Source organism: Dechloromonas sp. ARDL1 (assembly GCF_051122455.1).
Taxonomy (GTDB): domain Bacteria; phylum Pseudomonadota; class Gammaproteobacteria; order Burkholderiales; family Rhodocyclaceae; genus Azonexus.
Genome location: NZ_CP168939.1, coordinates 2,873,286 through 2,887,228, shown reverse-complemented (window position 1 = coordinate 2,887,228; position 13,943 = coordinate 2,873,286). Strand labels below are relative to the sequence as shown.

The following is a 13,943-nucleotide window of genomic DNA, read 5'->3' as shown; positions in this document are numbered from 1 at the left end:
GACTTGGGCGACATGGGTTGTTGAATTACCCAATTACAGGTGAATAGATATTTGGTTAAGTTCGTCCCGATCGCGCAGTTTGCGTATCAGCACTAGCACGCATGATCTACCTGATACTTCAGCCATTCGCATACTAATCTGAACGTAAAAGAGATGTCCGTCCTTGTGCCTGGCCATCCATTCGAAAACGGGTGATTCTCCTTGATTAACCCGCTCAAGCCATTTTGAAAGCACGTCTCGCGTAAATGGCGTCGTGTTTGAACTTAAATCGGCAAGTGTAAGGTGTCTAATTTCTTGACGACCATAGCCAAACATTTCCGTAACCCTAACATTGCCCTCCAAGATCACGCCATTGGCGACGTCGTGGAGAACAATTCCATCGTTCACTCCATCGAAGATGGCCCGAAAACGAGACTCCCCTGCTCTAATCTCTCGCTCCTGGAAATTTCTTTCGGTGATGTCGCGCGCTATGCCGAAAACGCCGATTACCCGCCCCTCCTGGTCGCGCAATGGACCTCGGGTTGTTAGAAAAGTACGCCGACCGCCTGTTGTCGGCAATGATTCCTCTGCACTCTCGATGAGCCCACTTCGCATGGCTTTCTGATCGTCGCCCCTGATCCTTTCAGCATCTTCGGCGGGGAAAACTTCGCGATCATCTCGCCCCAATAATTCTTGGCGACTCTTACCCAGAAAACGGCAAAGCTCACGATTAAGTAAGAGATAGCGTCCATTGAAATCTTTTGCGTATATCGCGTCATTTGAGCCTTCGGCAATCGCTTCAAGCAACTGCAATGCTTGAAGTTTTTCCACTTGATCCTGGCGCTGGATTGCTGCATGTCGAAGTTCGTCTCGCTGACGTATGAAAATAGTGGCTACTGCAGCTACGATCAACGCCAGGATGTCGGCCAAGGCAATCCAGCCGGCATCTCGCTTGGCCCCGGCATAGAGTTCGCCTTTATCAAGTTTTGCAACGAGAAACCATGGGGTTCCGGGTATGGCTTTCACAACGCCCAACACAGGAATGTCTCGGTAATCCACACCTTCAACCGCCTGATCAGGAAGTGCTTCTCCGCGAAGAACTTGAGATGCCAGCAAATTTTTTTCATCCACCGGAACACGCAAGCGTACAGATGTATCCGAACGGTGCCGCAACTCATTCAAAAACAAAACGTTGTTACCTTCACGGCGAAACAACAGTGTTTCAGCGGTCGCACTTGGTATGGGCCATGACTGGATAAATGGAAATAAAAACCGATTGGGGTCGGTTCGTATCACAACAGTAAGTTCTTGCTTAATGCTCCCCGAGCGTAACGGCACCACAAAATCCAGATGTACCCGCCCCAGTTTTCCTTCGTCGTCTAGATAGAGATCAGTATTTATAAACTGGCCCGTTGTATGGGCTTCTTTCACTGCCGCCTGCACAGCAGGAAGCTTGGTCAATATTCCTGAATTTGCATTAGTCGAGAATTGATCACCATCGATACCGAGCAAAACGACCTCAATATAGTCTTTAGATTTCTTATAGGCATGGAGTCGCTCCTCAAGGCGGCGTCGGGCTAGAGTTGACTCCGACTGCCGCCACTCCAGATACGAATTGACCAAAGAATCATCGTTGAAAATCATTTTGGCATCGGCGTCACGTTCCGCAAGCCAAGCCGAGATTTGACTGACCTTGAGATCGGCAATGGCTTGTAAACGTTCAATTTCACTATCCCGTTGTTTTGCTGTCATTTGAGCCACCAGCACAAAACCAGCGAGCAAAATTACTCCAGCCAAAACCGCAAAAATAAGAACCAACGAACCTGCTCCCGGCTCACTGACGCCATTCCATGACGCTCGACTTTCAATACGCACTCGCGGCTTTGCAATCAAGTAAATGACGCACGCAGTGGCAAAGATAAACGCAATACCTTTCCACGTGCCTATCCACGAGAAAACAAGCAAATCCGGGGTCAATGCGAGTAGGATTTGATCTGAAAAAATAGTCCAGCTGATACCAATCAAGGCATACAGTCCGGCAATTTGCAGGGCGGGCCGATTTACTTTCATATTCAATTTCTGTGTTCGATCAGAGCCGAACAGGGATTGGTATTATGGATTCACAAGGTGAAATTCGTATTGGTTGCACCTCAGGCCAATACGTAACCTGCGTTCGCTGGACAAACAACCGAAAGAATTTGAAGCGGCTCATTCGTGTTATTGAGGACACCATGTACCTGCCCTGAGTGTGCCACCACAATTTGTCCACACGATATTGGCGTGGTCGTTACTCCATCGCAGGGTGAATAGTCGCCGCTACCAGACATGACAATCCATGTGTCCTGTCCGTTAGGATGAACGTGTGGTCGAATGCGTTGCCCCGGAAGCAGGTGCCACATAACTACGACAGCATCAGTAGATTCGGTAATGACTGATCGCTTTGGTTCTTCATCCATCGTGGGCTGTACAAAGTCTAAAGATTGAAAGATGCGTTTAAGTGGCAAGGTAGATTCCTTTAAAAACGGAGAGAATTTTTTAGCGTATCGTCGGCCACTCAAGTAAACGGCACATCTAAATCGGAAACGATGCTTCGAAAAGGCTACCAGCGCAGTAGTGAATTCCCAAACGAAAATCCTGCCGCTGCAGGGATGAGCATTCCCAACAGATACCAGAAACCAATGAATGGCGCGCCCAGTTCGGGGCAGTGCAGGCAATAGACGACGGCGGCAACGGCCCCGGCAAGCAGACCAGCAGCAAAACCTGCTAGCCGAGGCCGGGTCGGTGCGAGGTCCTTCATCGTGCGCAGCACGGCAACGAACACCGGTGCCGAGAGCATGGCGATCAGTAAAGGGCAGGATTTCCAAGTATCGCCAAAGAAAATTTTCGAGCGTTCCATCGGCTCCGCCTCGATCAGCGTAAAGGCAGCGATGGTCCACATACCCAAGACAGGAAGGCCGAGCGCGACCGGCACCCAGTTAATATTCGCACCGGGCCGCGACAGGCGGAGCACAGCAAATAGACTCCCTGCGGCAACACAGCCGACAAATCCGACTTTGACCCAGAACATCGGCAGCAAGAGCGCATGCCCGAGATCGTGACGAACCTGCAAAAGGGCGAGCATGAGCAGCGTGGCACCCGTCGCGCCCCAGCCAATGGCCAGGGCGTAGCGCTGTGCGGCGGCGGGTGCCTCGACTGCACCAGCTCCCGTAGCCAACATAGTGATCAAGTCTTCAGTTTTCATTGGGCACCTCGTATCTTTGCTGCGAGCGCTTTCAAGCCGCGGTGGACGCCAACCTTGATAGCCGATTCCGACATCCCACTCAAATCAGCCGCTTCCCTGACAGACAATCCTTCCAACTTGGTGTGCATGATCGGCAGGCGGAATTGATCAGGCAAATCGGCCAGCAGTTTGTTCAGGTCGCGCCGTGCTTCGGCGGCCTCGGCATCGGCTGAGGAGAACAAATCCATGCCGTCATCCAGCGTATCGGTGCGCTGTTCGTAAATGGCCCGCCGGCGAAACAGGTCGACCAGTTTGTAGCGGGCAATCGCCTGTACCCAGGCCGACAGCGGCTGGCTGGGGTCGTAGGTATGGCGCTGGTTATGCACCGCGAGCAGGGCTTCCTGCACAAGATCCTCCACTTCGTCTGGCAGGCGGATCAGGCGTTTGCGCAGGAAAGCCCGCAGGTGCGAACTCAACTCGCCGAGAAACGTCTGGTACGCCGCATTGTTGCCGGCCAGGCCACGCACGAACAAATCTTTCAGGCGATCTTCCTTCGCACGATAGCCTTCTTCTCTGTTTATTCGTTGCATGTATGCCTTTGGTTACAACTGCCGGAAAAATATTGGCAGCAGATCAAAAAATATTTTGCCCGAGCCTGTAACCGATCGCCAACTCGCGACGAATTACCTCGCATAGAACGCTGCAGCAATTATCTCAAAGCAGCTTATCTACCAACCGACGCAAAATCTAAACGGAACGCCATGAGCAAAGAGACTGCCGTCATTCATCCACCTTGGTTGCGAGTGACGCATTGGGTCAACGTCGTCGCCGTCGTCATTCTGGTCATGAGCGGCTGGCGGATTTACAACGCCTCGCCCATCTTTCCCTTCGTCATTCCCAAGGAAATCGCGCTGGGCGGCTGGCTGGGCGGGGCAATTCAATGGCATTTCGCGGCCATGTGGCTGCTGGCGGCCAACGGCCTGATTTACCTAGCTTTCAATATCTTCAGCGGCCGCCTGCGGCGCAAGTTCTTTTCGCTGTCGCCCCGCGCCATAGTGGCCGATCTGCTGGCGGCCCTCAAGGGCAAGCTGTCGCATGACGACCTGAGCCACTACAACGCCGTGCAACGGGCGGCCTACCTGTTTGTGATTGCCGACACCATCGTTCTCGTGCTTTCCGGGCTGGTGCTGTGGAAATCGGTGCAGTTCCCGGTCTTGCGCGAGTTGCTGGGCGGCTACGAGGCTGCCCGGCGCATCCATTTCATTGCCATGAGCGCCCTGGTCGCCTTCGTCGGCGTTCATCTGGTCATGGTGGCGCTGGTGCCCCGCACGCTGGTCGCGATGATCCGCGGTCGTTAAGGAGTCAAGCATGTTGCCGAAAAAGAACCGCCCGATGCTCGCCAACGGCGACCGCGTGCTCAAGGACGCCTTCAAGGATGTCGGCAAGTACATCGAATTGCCGGCCCGCCGCGCCTTCCTGCAACGCTCGATGACGCTGGGCGGGCTGGCGCTGCTTACCGGCTGCTCGATCACCGACGACGAGAGCGTCGAGGCCGCCCTGCTGACGATGTCGCGCTTCAATGACAAGGTCCAGGGCTGGCTGTTCGATCCGAAGCTGCTGGCGCCGACCTATCCGGAATCGATGATGACCCGTCCCTTCCCGTTCAACGCCTACTATGACGAGGACGAGGTGCGCGAGGTCGATGCCGCCGCCTTCCGCCTCGAAGTCAGCGGCCTGGTCGCCGACAAGCACGCCTGGACGCTCGACGAGCTGCATGCCTTGCCGCAGGTCGACCAGGTCACCCGCCACATCTGCGTCGAGGGCTGGAGCGCCATCGGCAAGTGGGGCGGCGTGCCGTTCGCCACCTTCCTGCGCCGGGTCGGTGCCGACCTGGGGGCCAAGTACGTCGGCTTCAAGTGCGCCGACGACTACTACACCAGCATCGACATGGCGACCGCGCTGCATCCGCAGACGCAACTGACCCTCAGCTACGACGGCCAGACGCTGCCGCCGCGCTATGGCTTCCCGATGAAGCTGCGCATGCCGACCAAGCTCGGCTACAAGAACCCGAAGCACATCCAGGCCATTTTCGTCACCAATAACTACCCCGGGGGCTACTGGGAAGACCAGGGGTACAACTGGTTCGGTGGCAGCTGATTTTTTCGGCTGCCCTGATCACCCGGCATTTTCGCCAAGCAACACTCTTCAAAGAGGTAAATACCATGAAAAAGATCGCCGCAGTCCTGATGTCCTCCTGCTTGATGCTTTCCGTCGGCAGCGCCTTTGCCGACGAGATGATGAAGAAGGATGCAATGGCCAAGGACCACATGGCCAAGGACGAAATGAAGAAGGACGGGATGGCCAAGGATTCGATGGCCAAGGACGGCATGAAGAAAGATGCCATGAAGAAAGACGCGATGAAGAAGGACGGCATGGCCAAGGATGGCATGGCCAAGGACGAAATGAAGAAGTAAGGCTGACGGCGGGCCGGGCAAATGCGACATTTGCCCGGCCCAGTTGCGCTTCTGCATGAGTCGCATCATGATCAGTCAATTTCAAAAATTGCAGCGCTGGCCTTTGATGCAGCTACCTGTAGCCGGCAACGTCCGGCACATACGATGGCCCAGATCGAACTCTAAACCGCAGAAGGCTGTAAAAATTGGCCGCTTTGTCCAACATCCGGGCTGTGATTTCAGCATTCAAAGACTTGGCCTCCATGATGAGGCCAAGTACTATTGTTTTTGCCAGTCACTCAGTGCTCAGATTACTGGAAGTCTGAATCATCGTTGTGTTCCTCCTGAGATCCGTCTTCAGTAGCATGCATTTCAGAGAGTCGAGGCCTTCCAGCATTGCTCTTTTTTCGAGGAGCGATCCCTCGAGTAAATGAGCGCTCATTTCCAGACTGCTTGATTGGGCCAACGCTCTGCTCCTCTTTGCAAAGGTAGGCAATGGCCTTCTCCTTCAGGACTGTCCGCTTAGCATCATCCGTGTGATCGATCGTGCCCAGCGCGCAGAATGCGTATTTGTCTTTCTCTCGGTTGCAGTTGTAGTAGATGCCTTTTCCGTCGGTAATCTCGTTTTTCCAGTATTTGCCGATCTTTTCCCCTATAAATTCGTCTTTACGAACCTTTTGTCCGTCAAATATAAAAAGGCTGTGAATGTGCGGACCTTTGTCTTCGGTAAATTCTTTTTTAAAAATGTGGCCAACCATATTCTTGAAAATAGAAGGCTTGGTCCGTCTATTGTTGAGTAAGTGCGTCAGATCCTGATTAATATCCTCCAGCGATGCCTCTCTGGCATGTTCCTTGGTGTAACTCAGATCCAGGCGTATGAAATCCATTTTTGAATAGATATCGAAAAGATCGTCGATATAAGTCGCGGTGCTATCCATCATGCGCTGGCTGTTTCTTGATTCGTTCATTTTAATTATCCGGAATGTTGTTTGGCGTAATTGCCAAACTATGTATACGGATCATTAAAAAATTACGCTCTCTTGAAACACGTTGGCCGGAAGTTGATTTCTCAATATCGCTGAAAGATTATGGTGGATATGAATAATATGAGGTTAATTCGGTGTTGGATATTGTGACAGGTTATTTAAATGTATATATTAATAATAATATTAATTAACCTAAATAGGCGCCTATTTTTTTATCCCCACAATGGTTCGTATACAGAAATTCACCTCCCGAATCTCCAGGTGCTTTGAATTTCTTAGGCACATACTGAGTTGTGGCAAATGATGCGGAGTGATGGAGGGCATGCTTTCCCCTGCCAAGTGCGGAGTTGGTGCCTCTCGAACAATTGAAAGGCGGATCTCCAGGCTGGGGGGGAGATCCGCAATCATGAAATATGGCAAATCGAAAATAAGGACGCCGACCTAGTTAGTCAATTGTCCAGAGCAGCCTTTATCGATTGGCTCAAAACGCACCACGCCAAATGCCTGATCAGCCAACCCTGAGTGAATCTGCATAAAATACTCTACCCTCGCCATGGAAATCACGACTTGCTCCTTGAATGAGCGAATGACTTTGGTGTGGCGGCGCGAAATCACACCAAGGGAATGCGCATTGGAGATTTGCTTGTGCGCGTTATAGCAGAGGTGGTTGCCTGCACCTTTGGTCACAGCAACATCCCATGCATCGCCGATTACAGCCCCTGTTGCAACATCGTCTGAAACTTTGCACCCATCGAGAAGGAACAGCACATGGTGGCCGTAACCCTTCTCACGGCAGTGCTCGAGTTTCCAGGCACACGAGACGAGGGATTCATCGAAGACGTTTCTCAATGCCATCAGCAACACATCTCGATGTGCTATCGCCTCCTCGAGATCCACGAATCCTTGGCCATCGGGCACTGACTCTGGGTGTTTGTACCCAAGGTCTATGCGAATTGCCATGACCTGTGAGGTACGCTGAAAGGCGTCGTCAATGAGGCTGAGTAATCCGTGCTCCATTTCAGTAGAGCGTGCCAGGTAGGTGTTCATGCGCTCCTCAAACGCTTCACTGTGAAACGCTTCCCGGTAGTCATAAACAAAGCTGTTCAGTTCGGTGACCAGCGAGTGCTTTGATTCGGTATCAAGAGGCCACGTTAGCGACGTGACTTTGTCGATCAACCGGCGTTCATCGATCATCTCGAACAAGCGCACAAAAGCCGGGTTGAGTTCATGCAGCGGAAAAGATTCTGAAAACTCTCCGCGATCAAGACAATTCAGCAAACCAAAAACCAACTCCCCCACTGAGTCCATGTGAGCTTCCTCTTCGCCATTTTTCGATACTTGAACGGTAAATGGCGGCTTGGTTGAGTTCACCATCTCAAGTACAACTCGATGAGTTCCAAATAGATGATGAGCCGCCTCGGTGTCACGCGTGGCTTGCAACACACATTGCGTGTCATTCTTTACCGAAAATGCCGTGGATTTGACGTACTCATGCCCCCACGTAGACAACGTATCAATATCAATCTTGATCATTACAATTCCTTGGAAAAATAGCAGTTGATGAGAATCTCGGGGCCTCGTGAACATTTGTGACCCTCGGCGGTGTGGTCTGCGGGGTTGGACGCCCCTCCGTCACTTACGACTTGGATTCGAAGGCTTGCTCGACAACGTTCCGCTTTCCCTCAAAGGAGGGATCGAAAAATAATTTTTCAATCGGCGAGCATTTATTAGCGGGCTCATAATTGAGCACAGTCTTGCCCCAACGCATGGCTACAGCGGCGACTGTCGCCGCTGTAGCCACCTGTTTCACCTCTTAACTTGGAAAAGCGAGGTTCTGGTTGAGGAGCTGAGCGATTTGGTATGGCTGAAACGCATTCGGGTGCAAGAGAATGAATGTGGCCTTTGATCCTTCCGGAACGTGTTCTTGAAGGATCCCCTGTTGCCACAACAGCAGCAATGCGGCATTGAGACGTGCTGAGCTACGGGTTGCGCGAGGACCTTGCTTCAGCAGGTGATTCTTCTGAATGCAGAGCTGGTTGTGCGTACGTACGAAATTTGCGAGCCAGCGCAGTAACAGATTGGCATCGCACCATTCTTGAGGAGGTTTGGGCGCCGGGGTGAACACACGGATTTGCTCGTTTGCGAACCACGTGAAAATTTCGATTGCGTTCATCACGCATTGAGCGGGAATGTCACCCACGCCGTTGTTGAAGACGTGGTTGATGGCGCTGATTCGAATAATCGTATCAGAGGCTTTGGCGCACAACTCCTGTTGGTAAAAGAGTGGGCCACCAGGGGATTTCATCGAGTTGATGCGCTGACGCTCCTGGTCCAACAAGGCGTGCGCCTGTGCATCGAGCTTGAGTACATTTTTTGCAACGGGTATACCTGTTTCGCTCACGCTTGCCAGCAGATGCTCGTAGCAGAGTTCGTTGAATACATCCGTTGCAGCCCACTGCTGATTGACCAATGTTCCCGGCTGGTACTGACTGGGCTCGACATAGGTGAACTGAGTCCGTGGCAATAATCCCTCATCCAGGAACCTGATGCCCGCCTTCCTCATGAATCGCTCGAACGCTTTCGGTTGCACCTGAAGATGCCATGTGATTCGAGGCTCTTTGACAAAAAGCTTCCGCTTGTTGGTATCGACGGAGATGGGCGAACCGGACCAAGTTGAGTTGGCAATGCTGATCAGATCCTCGAAGCGCTTTTCAAGAAAATGAGCTGCTTCATCCTGAGACACAAAAATGTTCGGCCAATTTAATGAAGCGCTATCTTCAATTCCGGCCAAGGTCGTGTTCTTGGAAATGATTTTGGCCAGTTTGGGCACGGGGGGGGAATTGCTATCGAGCTCGGAGAGCTGTTGGCGCACGTACTCAGTGTCCTTGCCGGCTTTGGTTTGTTCCTTCAGTAGACCCAAAATGGCTTTGCGCTCGGCCGTATGGGCGTCCATGGCGGACTGGTACTGAACCCAGTCGCGATCGTATTTCTCGCGCATTTCGCCTTCAAATTTTTTGATGCCGGCAGTAAGTCGATTTTCAACAACAGTTTTTCCGCTCCCGCTAGGAGCGACGATCAACGTCATCAAGGACAGCGGTACACGCATGCCAGGGACTGGCTCTACGTCAAAGGAACCTTGAACAGATGCCGCCATGCAAGATAAAAGCGTTGTGGCAGCCATTTCCGGAGGGATGCCAACGTTGTTGATCAGTTCCCAGGCAGATCCTTGAGAAACAGCTGGCAGGCAGTAAATGGGGAATGGGCTTTGGCGAGGGGTTATTGCTAAATCGCTTGCCAATGCGCTTGAAGCGTTGAAATTCGGAGAGTGGTTGCAAACAAATGCAGCCGATGGCAGTTCGTTTGTGTTCATAAAAGTTGAACCCTATAAAAAAGGATGATGCAAATACTTCGATCCACAGCGTGGATTCGATTTCGGAAGTGCTGGCATGTGTGGATCCGGGCCCTAGATCGCGTTATGCCTATGGGTAAAACAGTTTTACTGAGTTTCTCCTTTCTTTAATGTTTCGATTTCGATATTGTTTTTTGCCGAATAGGTTCTATCGTTTTCTATCCTCCTTAAAATAGGACTTTGCTATGCAAAGTGTTTTGCTGTGCGGTCAGCCAAGAGGCCAAGATAAGCGCCCATTTACTAGTTTTTTGGGCTTGGTGCCGAAATAACTTCCTGTCTGACAGAGTTGCTTGCGAACGGTCTGCGGTTTAACTAAGTTTTTTGCCGCAAATTCAGCAGTCGTCCCGTAGGGTTCAACTGGATCATCGCGACAGGGGGAGGGATATTTCATGGTTGCTCCTGCAAAGGTGAGAACATCTGCGTCGTGAGCGATAAATTGCTTGTCAGCCATACATATATTTCATCGCAGATCACTGGAGCGGATCGTAAAGCAATGCTATCCGTGGCCAAAGGCACGGGAAAAAACGCAAAAAAATTAAGAACCGTAAAAAAGTATGTCCGGTTGTGGCGGAGTTGGTTCTTCGTAAGCACCCGGCGAATACAGGTTGATTTCTGATTCAGGCGGCGGATTCGGGAAGCCATCGATGCGGGAGCAGTTCGCCGATCCGACTATTGGGCTGAGTTGGTAACCGAGACAGGATGTTCTTCAGGTAGAGGAAGGGGGCGTGTCCGTTGAGCTTGGCGGACTGGAATAAGCTCATGATGGCGGCCGCCCGCTTCCCGGCACGCAGGCCGCCGGCGAATAGATAGTTCTATCGGCCTGTAGCTACTGGCCGAATGCGGTTCTCGATCCAGTTGTTGTCGATGTGCACCTGACCTTCGCCGACGTAATGGGCGAGTGCCGTCCAGCGCTTGAGGCTGTAATCGATCGCTTTGGTGCCGTCGATGATCCGTGGGCACCTGCAATCGGTGCCGGGTCAGCCAATCGTGGAATTCATCCAGAATCGGCTTGGCTTCTTCCTAGCGTATTCGTCGCCGTTCGTCGGGTTCCAGACCGGCGACTTCCCGTTCAAGCCGGTAGAGCTTCTGGATATAGACCAGCGCCTGCTGGGTAATCTGGCATTAATCGCCCTTTGTGGCCTTCTTTGCGATGGTGAACCCTAGATTTGTTTCTAGGCGTCGTTCAAATAGTGATTTCGTCAAATATTGGACATCGTCATCACTTTTTTCTTCATTAATCCACTTAATGCCTTCGCCGTGAACATATCCGATTAGCGGTTCTGGCCGGGGAGTGGATTTGGCCAGTTGGACCAGAGCAAGCCAGATACTTTCTGTGTTGTTTGGGTCTTTTGCGTTTTCGATTGCCAACTCGATCACACGTGTGATCGGCTTCTTTTTTGATAAGACTCGCTTGTGATTTTTTGTTCCATAATCCGGTTTTGGGTTCGAGGGGGGCGAGGCTATCGACATCGCCTCACTGGGTGCGACGGCTTCACGCAGGCTATGTTTGAGAACTGGGGGCGATTGGGCCGTCTCAATGAGTGCGGACATCAATGAGCGCGGGAGAATTGTGAGGCGCTCAATATCAGAAATTCCGCCATGAGCTATCGAGATTTTTGGCTCGATATTTTCCTCATATAGGCTTCCAATTAGTCGGACCCAGTCAGTGATATAGCCACAATCGAAACACCATTCGATGAATGCATGAGGTGAAACTTCACCTCGATGAGGGTAATCATTTTCCTCGTATTCTTCACGCCAATTTGCGAGTAGGTTGCGGGCGTTTTTTAGGCGAGTTGAGTGATTGGCGAGTTCGAGGCCATCTATTCCGAAACCTGTGTCTGGAATCGTATTGCATTTGCCTGGAGGTGGGCGAACGCCACAAACGATCATCGATCCGATCGCAGGTGTCCACTCCTCGCGTTGTAGATAATCAAGTAGAAGTTCATCTCGTCTTTTGCAGGCAAAAATGAATTCTAGAATTTCTTTCGCACTAGCCGGTTCATGCATGTTTTTTCATTTCAGTTGCGCATAAAGCTTGTAAATTATTCTATTGGAATTTCATTCGGCTGTGAGTGACGTTGCCATGCCGAATGCCTAGTTTAAGAATCCCACGATCTACAGGAAGAGTAAATTTCGTTCGGCCTTGTTTCGCAGAGCATTCGTTAATAAATTTGCCTTTTGCCGGGGTGGGGTTAAGTTGCAACCGAGCGGCGCGAAAGGGATGGGGCATCACTTTCCATTGGTGGCTTGATTCCGGCCTCGTTCAGGATCCATTGCTCGATTTTCGTGTGCCACATCCGAAGCAGATCGATGGGGCGAACGCGGTAATGCTTCTCCGCTGTTGCACTTGGCTTGTGGCCCTGGATCTGCGCCACGATGCCGACTGGGCACTCTACCCACTCGGCCAGGGTGCCGAAGCTGCGCCTTAAGCCATGGATGGTCAGTCCTTTGATGCTGGCAACAGCACAGGCTTTTGTATGCTGTATCCGCGGCTCTTGAAGGCGTCCAGATTTGGCTGTCTTGCTGGCGAATACCCATTGCGGCGGCTTCCAGCCGCTTAGGTCGTTCTCTATTTTCTTCCCGTTGATGATGCGATGCTTCGGGGGCGGGGTGTCATTGACCACTTTCAGCCTCTTCAGCAGTGCCTTGACGTAAGGTGTCAGTGGAATGGCACGTTCGCCGTCCACCTTGTCGTGCATCCGTACTGTGTTCCACTGAAAGTCGATATCTGTCCATCTCAGCCCGGCAATTTCTTCACGGCGGGCGCCTGTCAGGAGTGCCATTTGCAGATACGTTGCGATGACCGGATTCTTGATGCTGCGGACCTGCTTGAACCATTCTGGAAGCTGTTCGCGTTGCAGGCAGTCATCCTTTGCTGCTTTTTTCGGTAGCTGGTCTTTGGCAATGCGCGGTGCGCAGGCGTCAGCGTGGACCATGTCCCGGCATTCCTTTTGGTCGCTGCACCAGTTCAGGAAGGCGCGCAGCAGGCCAAATGCAAGCCGTGCATGGGTGGGGCGTCTTATGGATTCGCCTTGAAGCCATTCCCGCACGGTGTCAGCATCAATTGCAGCAAGCGGCTTGAGCAGCAGCGGGCGCAGCGCTCCTGGCTGTGTTAGTTCCGGCTCCCCAGGGCGACGCCCCCGAGTGCGTTTCTGGCCACCTTCCTTGGCGACATTCTCATGGTCTGCAAGGTGGTTGGCGCTCCACTTACTCTTTCTTGCCTCGATATAGACGTTCCACGCATCGAGTGCCAGAGCTTCCATTCGTTGGGATTCTTCTCGCTTTGCCTCTTCTTCAGCGAGCTTTATCTCAGCTTCGGCAATCTTCCCGGCCTTGTGCTGCCGAGGGTCAATGCCCTGGTCAATGAGAGCTTGCAGGCGCCGGGCTTCTTGACGGGCGCCGGGAACAACAAGGTTGCCATCCTTGTCGCGTGCTTCTTCGATTGCCCAGGCGGTGACATCGCCAATCGTGAGACGCATTACCTTGCCGTTAAACCGAGCCTGAAGGATGTAGCTTTTTCGTCCTCGCGGTGCTGCTCGAACAGCTAGTCCATTGACCTGTGAGTCCCATAAAAAGGCCTGAGTTTCACCTTCGGATTTGAAGGACTCAATTCGTCCTGCGGTCAGGTTGATTTTGCCCATGCCGGCGCCTCGTGTACTCATTGTGTACTCAAATTCTAGGACGCCAATCAACTTTAATCAATGTTTGACCATAGGGTTAATCGCCATGAATTCGGCTAGAAACCTATATTTGGTGAGCCTTTGTGCGTGAGTACACATGAAAATCAACGTATATCAATTTTGTCGATTAGGCGCGCTTCGTCGGATTCATAACCCATAGGTCGGCAGTTCGATTCTGCCCATCACCACCAACAGATACAAGGAAACGGCCAA

Annotated in this window: 13 protein-coding genes and 1 pseudogene; 3 read left to right on the top strand and 11 right to left on the bottom strand. The window is 52.0% G+C overall.

Annotated elements, in window-relative coordinates:
* Positions 1 to 33: 33 nt before the first annotated feature.
* The 4 genes from AB6Q56_RS14230 to AB6Q56_RS14215 form a co-directional block, all read right to left on the bottom strand.
* On the bottom strand, positions 34 to 2,049 hold the full coding sequence (locus AB6Q56_RS14230; RefSeq protein WP_295005404.1) for a PAS domain-containing protein: 2,016 nt from the start codon (positions 2,047 to 2,049) through the stop codon (positions 34 to 36).
* Between the two features lie 80 nt (positions 2,050 to 2,129).
* The gene (locus tag AB6Q56_RS14225; RefSeq protein WP_295005450.1) at positions 2,130 to 2,378 is read right to left on the bottom strand and encodes a cupin domain-containing protein; all 249 of its coding nucleotides are present in this window, start codon (positions 2,376 to 2,378) and stop codon (positions 2,130 to 2,132) included.
* A 200-nt stretch (positions 2,379 to 2,578) separates the two neighbouring features.
* Positions 2,579 to 3,220 (bottom strand): DUF1109 domain-containing protein, encoded by a 642-nt coding sequence (locus tag AB6Q56_RS14220; protein WP_295005402.1) that lies wholly within the window; start codon positions 3,218 to 3,220, stop codon positions 2,579 to 2,581.
* Complete coding sequence (locus AB6Q56_RS14215; RefSeq protein WP_295005400.1) at positions 3,217 to 3,789, bottom strand: sigma-70 family RNA polymerase sigma factor; 573 nt, start codon at positions 3,787 to 3,789, stop codon at positions 3,217 to 3,219. Before AB6Q56_RS14215 ends, AB6Q56_RS14220 begins: the two co-directional genes overlap by 4 nt.
* Positions 3,790 to 3,960: 171 nt before the next feature.
* On the opposite strand from AB6Q56_RS14215, the gene AB6Q56_RS14210 reads away from it, so the two are divergent.
* The 3 genes from AB6Q56_RS14210 to AB6Q56_RS14200 all read left to right on the top strand — a co-directional run bounded on the left by AB6Q56_RS14210 (position 3,961) and on the right by AB6Q56_RS14200 (position 5,673).
* On the top strand, positions 3,961 to 4,557 hold the full coding sequence (locus tag AB6Q56_RS14210) for a cytochrome b/b6 domain-containing protein (RefSeq protein WP_295005398.1): 597 nt from the start codon (positions 3,961 to 3,963) through the stop codon (positions 4,555 to 4,557).
* Between the two features lie 10 nt (positions 4,558 to 4,567).
* The gene (locus tag AB6Q56_RS14205; protein ID WP_295005396.1) at positions 4,568 to 5,356 is read left to right on the top strand and encodes a molybdopterin-dependent oxidoreductase; all 789 of its coding nucleotides are present in this window, start codon (positions 4,568 to 4,570) and stop codon (positions 5,354 to 5,356) included.
* Between the two features lie 65 nt (positions 5,357 to 5,421).
* On the top strand, positions 5,422 to 5,673 hold the full coding sequence (locus tag AB6Q56_RS14200) for a pentapeptide MXKDX repeat protein (protein ID WP_295005394.1): 252 nt from the start codon (positions 5,422 to 5,424) through the stop codon (positions 5,671 to 5,673).
* Between the two features lie 290 nt (positions 5,674 to 5,963).
* Here the strand turns inward: AB6Q56_RS14200 and AB6Q56_RS14195 are convergent, their stop codons facing one another.
* The 7 genes and pseudogenes from AB6Q56_RS14195 to AB6Q56_RS14165 all read right to left on the bottom strand — a co-directional run bounded on the left by AB6Q56_RS14195 (position 5,964) and on the right by AB6Q56_RS14165 (position 13,691).
* The gene (locus tag AB6Q56_RS14195; RefSeq protein ID WP_295005392.1) at positions 5,964 to 6,620 is read right to left on the bottom strand and encodes a YagK/YfjJ domain-containing protein; all 657 of its coding nucleotides are present in this window, start codon (positions 6,618 to 6,620) and stop codon (positions 5,964 to 5,966) included.
* Between the two features lie 459 nt (positions 6,621 to 7,079).
* Positions 7,080 to 8,171 (bottom strand): inovirus-type Gp2 protein, encoded by a 1,092-nt coding sequence (locus tag AB6Q56_RS14190; protein WP_295005390.1) that lies wholly within the window; start codon positions 8,169 to 8,171, stop codon positions 7,080 to 7,082.
* 280 nt (positions 8,172 to 8,451) lie between these two features.
* Positions 8,452 to 10,008: a DUF3987 domain-containing protein gene (locus AB6Q56_RS14185; protein WP_295005388.1), complete on the bottom strand. Its 1,557-nt coding sequence runs from the start codon at positions 10,006 to 10,008 to the stop codon at positions 8,452 to 8,454.
* Positions 10,009 to 10,255: 247 nt separating this feature from the next.
* Positions 10,256 to 10,498 (bottom strand): hypothetical protein, encoded by a 243-nt coding sequence (locus AB6Q56_RS14180; protein ID WP_295005386.1) that lies wholly within the window; start codon positions 10,496 to 10,498, stop codon positions 10,256 to 10,258.
* A gap of 166 nt (positions 10,499 to 10,664) precedes the next feature.
* Positions 10,665 to 11,166, bottom strand: a pseudogene (locus AB6Q56_RS14175) (IS66 family transposase); the annotation flags it as partial.
* Between the two features lie 3 nt (positions 11,167 to 11,169).
* Positions 11,170 to 12,057, bottom strand: a complete 888-nt coding sequence (locus AB6Q56_RS14170; RefSeq protein ID WP_434513756.1) for a hypothetical protein — start codon at positions 12,055 to 12,057, stop codon at positions 11,170 to 11,172.
* 185 nt (positions 12,058 to 12,242) lie between these two features.
* Complete coding sequence (locus tag AB6Q56_RS14165; protein ID WP_295005382.1) at positions 12,243 to 13,691, bottom strand: tyrosine-type recombinase/integrase; 1,449 nt, start codon at positions 13,689 to 13,691, stop codon at positions 12,243 to 12,245.
* Positions 13,692 to 13,943 lie beyond the last annotated feature (252 nt).